The 6,781-nt window shown below is 37.6% G+C and carries 7 protein-coding genes and 1 pseudogene; 4 read left to right on the forward strand and 4 right to left on the reverse strand.

What is annotated here, in order from left to right:
- Positions 1-56 precede the first annotated feature (56 nt).
- The 3 genes from rplS (at position 57) to ACSQ7D_RS09075 (ending at position 2,298) form a co-directional block, all read left to right on the forward strand.
- Positions 57-404 carry a 50S ribosomal protein L19 gene (gene rplS / locus ACSQ7D_RS09065; protein ID WP_002672812.1) on the forward strand — a complete coding sequence of 116 codons (348 nt, stop codon included), beginning with the start codon at positions 57-59 and terminating at the stop codon, positions 402-404.
- A gap of 99 nt (positions 405-503) precedes the next feature.
- Positions 504-1,832 (forward strand): exonuclease domain-containing protein, encoded by a 1,329-nt coding sequence (locus tag ACSQ7D_RS09070; RefSeq protein ID WP_437136020.1) that lies wholly within the window; start codon positions 504-506, stop codon positions 1,830-1,832.
- Positions 1,825-2,298: a hypothetical protein gene (locus ACSQ7D_RS09075; protein ID WP_016479257.1), complete on the forward strand. Its 474-nt coding sequence runs from the start codon at positions 1,825-1,827 to the stop codon at positions 2,296-2,298. Before ACSQ7D_RS09070 ends, ACSQ7D_RS09075 begins: the two co-directional genes overlap by 8 nt.
- Here ACSQ7D_RS09075 and hemW read toward each other — a convergent pair.
- The 4 genes from hemW to pepE all read right to left on the reverse strand — a co-directional run bounded on the left by hemW (position 2,272) and on the right by pepE (position 5,390).
- Entirely contained in the window at positions 2,272-3,423 is a 1,152-nt protein-coding gene (gene hemW / locus ACSQ7D_RS09080; RefSeq protein ID WP_437136021.1) for a radical SAM family heme chaperone HemW, read from the reverse strand. The genes ACSQ7D_RS09075 and hemW overlap by 27 nt on opposite strands.
- A 13-nt stretch (positions 3,424-3,436) precedes the next feature.
- Positions 3,437-3,982, reverse strand: coding sequence for a crossover junction endodeoxyribonuclease RuvC (gene ruvC / locus ACSQ7D_RS09085; RefSeq protein WP_178957524.1), 546 nt, complete (start codon positions 3,980-3,982; stop codon positions 3,437-3,439).
- A 13-nt stretch (positions 3,983-3,995) separates the two neighbouring features.
- On the reverse strand, positions 3,996-4,529 hold the full coding sequence (locus ACSQ7D_RS09090) for a hypothetical protein (protein WP_002672833.1): 534 nt from the start codon (positions 4,527-4,529) through the stop codon (positions 3,996-3,998).
- Between the two features lie 168 nt (positions 4,530-4,697).
- Positions 4,698-5,390, reverse strand: coding sequence for a dipeptidase PepE (pepE, locus tag ACSQ7D_RS09095; RefSeq protein ID WP_437136022.1), 693 nt, complete (start codon positions 5,388-5,390; stop codon positions 4,698-4,700).
- 287 nt (positions 5,391-5,677) lie between these two features.
- Here pepE and ACSQ7D_RS09100 point away from each other — a divergent pair.
- Positions 5,678-6,773 (forward strand): annotated as a pseudogene (locus tag ACSQ7D_RS09100) (ISAs1 family transposase).
- Positions 6,774-6,781 lie beyond the last annotated feature (8 nt).

Here is a 6,781-nt window from a genome sequence, read left to right on the forward strand (position 1 = left end):
CCTCTGGCGAGAGTCGTGAATGTTGCCCATTGATAACATAATTATTTATATTTTTTATGGAACCATTATTAAAGTACGTACAAGACAACTTTATCGAAAAAAAGGACTTCCCCGATTTCTCTGCTGGTGATACTATCACTGTGTATTACGAGATTAAAGAGGGTGATAAAAAACGTACTCAGTTTTTTAAAGGCGTTGTTATTCAACGCAAAGGTCACGGCGTAACCGCTACTTTTACTATTCGTAAAATGTCAGGAACCGTAGGTGTAGAACGTATCTTCCCTATCAATATGCCTGCCCTTCAAAAAATTGAAGTAAACAAAAAAGGTAAAGTAAGACGTGCTCGCATTTACTATTTTAGAGGACTTACTGGTAAAAAAGCCCGTATTAAAGAAGTTCGCTAATCAGTTAAACAAACTTATAAAAGCAAAGAGTAAGACCTTCCTTCCTCTTTGCTTTTTTCTTTTCTAATACCTAATCCATAAAACCTAACACCTAAACATTTGTACGCAATACTCGACATAGAAACCACAGGAGGTAAATACAACGAAGAGGGCATTACCGATATCGCCATCTATCAGTTCAACGGGCACGAAATAACCGACCAGTTCATATCATTGATAAACCCCGAACGCCCCATTCAAGAGTTCGTTACTAAACTTACAGGCATCAACAACAAAATGTTGCGCAATGCTCCTAAATTCTATGAGGTTGCCAAACGCATTGTCGAAATTACCACCGATTGCATTATCGTAGGTCATAATGCCGCCTTCGATTATCGCATCTTGCAAACTGAATTTCGCCGCTTAGGATACGACTTTGTCCGTACAACGCTCTGCACCGTAGAACTCTCCGAGCGACTCATTCCCAATAAAGAATCATATAGTTTAGGTAAGTTAGTGCGCTCCTTAGGTATTCCTGTAAGCGACCGGCATCGTGCTTCAGGTGATGCCTTGGCTACCTTAAAACTCTTTAAATACCTACTCGAAAAGGACACCAAAAAGGATATCATTACTACCTCTATCAAGCAAGATATTCGTTTAGAAATGGCTTCTCGTCATCTGAAAATACTCGACACTCTCCCTGAAACATTAGGGATTTTTTATATGCATAACGAAGAAGGTAAGGTCATTTACATCGGAAAACACAAAAATATCAAACAACAAGTAAACAGGCTCTTCACTTCTCCGTCCAAACGCGATAGATACTTGCAACGCCATACTTATCGAGTTACTTATCAAGAAACAGGCAATGAACTCATCGCTACTTTAAAAAGGTTAGAAGAAATACACCTCAACCTCCCAAAATGCAATAGGCGAAATCCTGAAAAAGAAATAAATATCACTTATACACTCACTTCTCACTTTAATACTAAGGGATATCTTTGTTTTTCAATAGAATTATTATCCACTCAAAACGAAATTATCACTACTTTTGAAACCAAAGAACAAGCCCAGCATTTTTTAAATCAAATCGCTGAAGAGTACCATTTAAACGAAGTAGATTTCAATAACGAAACCGTTGAGGAGTATAACACACGCGCCTCTGAGGTGCTTTCAAAATACGGACTTGTGCACCGAAACGTAGCTATTGTAGATAAAGGTAGAGTAATAGGCGAGAAAAGCATTATTTTAGTAGTCAATGGCAATATTCAAGGCTATGCCTTCTTTAATCTGAATTTCCAGCTTACTCAATTAGAGATGTTACAAAACCTCATCACTCCTTTACCCAATTCATTAACAAACCGTCACCTTTTGCACGCTTACTTGCGACGAAAACCCAAAGTAAAAGTGCTAAATCTAAGCGAACAAAAACCTTATCATAATGAATAAACGAATTTTTATTACGCTTTTAGGAGCCTTTGCTCTTTTAGCTGGTTGCAACCAAACAGATAGCAATGCAAATGTTACAGCGATGAAAGAATCAGCTGAGAAGATTTCAAAACTCACCGATTCTATCAAGAAACTCGATGAACAACGCATCGAAGCGCTTAACTTCAGCCTCGAAACAAACGAGTTAGCACAACAGTATTTCGAAGATTTGAAAATTGACAATCCTTCACAAATTGTTGTCAATGCTTTAATGGAGATGAATGTAAAGGATACTAAAAACCCTTACATTAAATCTGAAAGCAATGGGAAGTTCTTGTTTAATAAAATAAGAATATTGAATGAAAAATGGGTGATTTGTGAATTTACTGATGGTGAATTGTGGGGTGACCTACTTTTGGAATACCATATCGACGGGAATCTAAACCCTACCTTCAAACCTCTAAGTGAGGTTATCCACCCTAAATAAATCCGAAGCTATACCATCTGAGAGGAATCTGCCTTTGCGCGTTGCTTTCAGATGGTTTTCTTCTATAACTAAAAGCTCATCGGCAAGGTACTTCTGTGCTTGTTGTAACAAATATTGGCAATAACCTTCCCCAAATACTGTTCTCACTTCTTCTAAATCAATCCCTACCATCGTGCGTATACGCGTGATGATGAGTTCGTTATATCGGTTATTAAGGGTAAGTTCTTCTTTTTCCTGTGGCAAAATTCCTTGCTGTATTTGTTGTATATACTTAATGTTATGAGCGATATTCCAACTACGCTCCTTCCCGTTAAAACTGTGGGCTGAAGGACCTATTCCCATATAGGGCTTGCCAAACCAATAAGCCGTGTTATTCCTGCTAAAATACCCTTCTTTGCCAAAGTTTGAAAACTCGTATTGTATAAAACCTTCTGCTTCCAGAGTATCTATTAACGTTTGAAAGTGAGTGTAAGCTTGCTCATCGCTTATTGGTGCAATTTTACCCGTAGCAATAAACTTGTGCAAAGCTGTTTTTTCTTCTACCGTAAGCGCATAGGCTGAGATATGCGGAATATCGAAAGACAGTGCCTTATCGATATTCTCCTGCCAGCGTTTCTCACTCATTCGGGGAATGCCGTAAATCAAATCAATCGTGATATTATTAAAATACTGTGGAGCTATCTGTAATAAAGTCTCTACTTGGCTTACCGTATGCACTCTGTTCATCAATCGCAAGTCCTCTTCAAAAAACGACTGCACTCCTAAACTCAACCTATTGATACCCAAAGAGCGTAATTGTTTCAAAAATTGCTCAGGAGAAGTAGCTCTAAAAAAGTCATCAGGATTAGCTTCTAAGGTAATTTCAGCTGTGGTATTTACCTTGTAATGTGTGAAGATAGTGCGGAAAAGTTGTTGTAATTCGCCATACGAAAGGATACTGGGCGTCCCTCCTCCTAAGTAGATAGCCTGCAACTCACTACCTACGGCTTCCCCTTTGCGCAAAATAAGTTCCTCACAAAGGGCATTTACCATTTCTCCTTTTCTTTTCAGAGTAGTCGAAAAATGGAAATCACAATAATGACAAGCACGCCTACAAAAGGGAATATGAATGTATAAGCTATACAAAATGAAGTATTTTTTAACCTATACGGTCTTGATTTTGTTTTACAAAAGCGTCCCAACCACTATAACTTTGTTGCTTTTGCGACTTGCCTCCGTTAAAAAAGTGACAAACAGCCACCGCCAGACCGTCAGTTGCGTCAAAGTGTTTGGGGAGTTCTTTTATATTCAGAAGTTGTTGAAGCATTTTGGCTACTTGTTCCTTGGAGGCACTACCATTACCCGTAATAGCCATTTTCACCTTTTTAGGTTCATATTCAGTAATAGGAATTTCACGCGATAGCCCCGCTGCCATCGCCACTCCCTGCGCTCTTCCGAGTTTCAACATCGATTGTACATTCTTGCCAAAGAAGGGCGCCTCAATAGCCAATTCATCAGGCTTATAGGTATCTATCAGCTCCAAAGTGCGATTAAAAATCACACTTAGTTTTAAGTAGTGATTGCCGTATTTACTAAGTTGAAGCTCATTCAGCTGTAAGAGCTTCATAGTATCTCTTTCCACCTGAATAAGCCCAAACCCCATAATAGTAGTGCCTGGGTCGATACCTAAAATAATGCGTTCCAAAAGCTAAGACCAATTATTTAACGTTAATTTCAATAGGCAAATTAAATTGCGTACTCACGTTCAGTCCGTTCTTGGTAGCTGGTACGATAGCATCTTGCTCTGAGAGCGCCGATAAATTAGCGCGTAATGAGTCTTCAAAGGTTTCACTATCAGTACTTAGTAATTCTTTTGTCTTATCATTGGCTTCTATATCTATAAGCACTATTTTACCTGTATTATCCACTTTTATATTCAGTAATACACGGTCAGTAACAGGCTCTGTTACTTCATAAGGGGCTTTTTTCAAACGCTCTTGAAAAAGGGTTGTAAAAGTCCTCTCAAAACATTCTTTCTGTCCTATCTTCGTCGTTGCTGTATCACATACCCCTCTAAAAATAGGATAAGAGTCTACGTCTTCCTTCACTATTTCCGAGAATTTTATTTCAGCTATCGAGTCCAACTTATGTTGCAATTTTGCTTCTTTCTGCTCAGGAGTGAGTTGGTTACCATTGTCGTTACACGCTACAAGTGCCAATGATAAGGCTAAAAAACAAAAGTAAAATTTCATAATTAAATGTCTAATAAGTGTTTTTACGGCTCAAAAGTATTACAAAAAATTGATTTACAAAAATAAATAACACTTTTTCTTCGTAAAAATATTCCCTTCTAATCTTCTTTTTCGTCAAACCTATTATATAACAATCTGATTATAAGTGTAGTACATTCCTTCCTTTACCTACAACAAAATTTCCGTACTTTCGTAAGGTTCTTGCCCTTTTAGGAAGATTCTAGCCGTCAAATCGCCTTTAAGGCTAACCTTCTCATCTTCCACACGTAGCCAACTACCTTCGCGCAAACCTATCACAGGAGTATCGTTAAAAACGTGGAATTCCTTAATTCGCGTTTCGCGAGTTTCTCCCTTGTGTTTACTTTGGGGGTCTGGGTCAAGGTAATGAGGGTTGATATTAAAAGGCACAAGCCCTAAGGTTTTAAACGAAGGCGGGTAAACAATAGGCATATCATTAGTAGTCTGCATTGTCTGTCCAGCGATATTGCTCCCTGCGCTTGTTCCCATATAAAGCGTCCCTTTTTCTACTGCTTCACGCAATACGTCCATCACTTCCAATCCGTACAACTGATTCACCAGCACGAAGGTATTACCTCCGCCTGTAAAAATCGCCTTTGCCTGCCTAATAGCCTTTTTAGCGTCAGCGAATGTGTGCAAGCCCACTATCCTCTTCCCTACCCTATTGAAAAACTGTTGCGCAATCTGAGTATATTCATCGTGCGTAATACCACTGGGGCGTGCATAAGGCACAAACAATATTTCGTCAATTCCTGTAAAGAAATCCATCAATTCATCTTGTAAATAAGAAAGATAAGTACCCCCATATACAGTAGAAGTACTCGCTAATAATATTCTTTTCATCACTGTTTTATTTAGTTACAACACGCAAAGATAATAAAAAATCAAATACCCTGTATCCCTTCCTCCTTTATTTTACCTCCACTTTACCTTTACTTTTCCCTCGTCACATTCCCTCTCTCTGAGGTAGCCAGCAATAGCTGGGTATGTGTAAAGGGGGAGGTTTCTTCCGCTTTCCCGTCACCACGTTCCCCCTTTGGAGGGCAGGGCTGTTACAAAGTTTTGTAAGTTATTTTAAATTACTATTTTTGCATTCTAATAAAATGTAAAAGTCTATGACACTGATAGAAATGTTATCTAGTATAGAGGATACTAGAAAAAGACGCGGTATCCGCCATAAAATGCCTAACTTCCTGATTATGTGCCTAACAGCAATAATGTCAGGTTATACTGGTTATCGAGAAATAGGCCGTTTCCTCAAAGAAAACCAATGGGAGTTTAAAAAGTATCTAACTTTCTGTAAAGTACCTACATATGGCTCTATTAGAAGGATATTTATGGAAATTGATTTTGATGATTTTGCCCAAAAATTCAATCAGTGGACTGCCCAATTTTTACCAATGTGTCAAGGTGAAACACTTGCTGTTGATGGAAAGGCTATTGCAGGAACTATTAAAGACACTCAAAATAACTATCAGAATTTTGTTTCATTGATAAGTGTTTTTGCTTCACAAAGAGGCATTGTATTAGCTTGTGATAAATTAGAGAACAAAAAAGAATCTGAAATTTATACCGTTCAAAGACTCTTACAAGCCTTAGACATTCAAGGTGAAATAATCACTTTAGATGCCTTACATTGTCAAAAAAACTCTTGAAACTATTATAAAGTCAAAAAATGACTACATAGTACAAGTAAAAGGTAATCAAAAAAAGCTTTTTGAGCAAATAAAAGCAAATGTTGCTACAAAAAAGTATTTAATGCACACTTACCAAGAGTGTTCTTTGCTAAGAGGTCGTGATGAATTGCGTATTACCAAAGTTTATAAAAATTTAGAGGGTATTTCTCCTGAATGGTTTGGTATAAAGCGAATTATAGAAACAACACGTTATGTCAAAACAAAGAAAGGTCAGACAATAGAGATAGTTTACCATATTAGCAGTGTAGCTAAGAATAAGGCTGATTTCTTTGCTAATCACATACGTTCTCATTGGGGTATAGAAAATCGTTTGCACTGGGTGAAAGATGTACAAATGAAAGAGGACAAGAGTAAGACTAAATCAGGTAATGCTCCTGAGAATCTTTCAATAATGAGAAATATATCAATTAACCTATTTCGTCTTAATGGAAAAGACTCTATCAAGTCAGCTATGGAATGGAGTATCATTAATTTCAAAGAACTTATGAATTTAATATATTATAAATCAAACATTTGTAACTCTATGTAACAGCCCTG

This window comes from Capnocytophaga sp. G1920 (assembly GCF_051417515.1).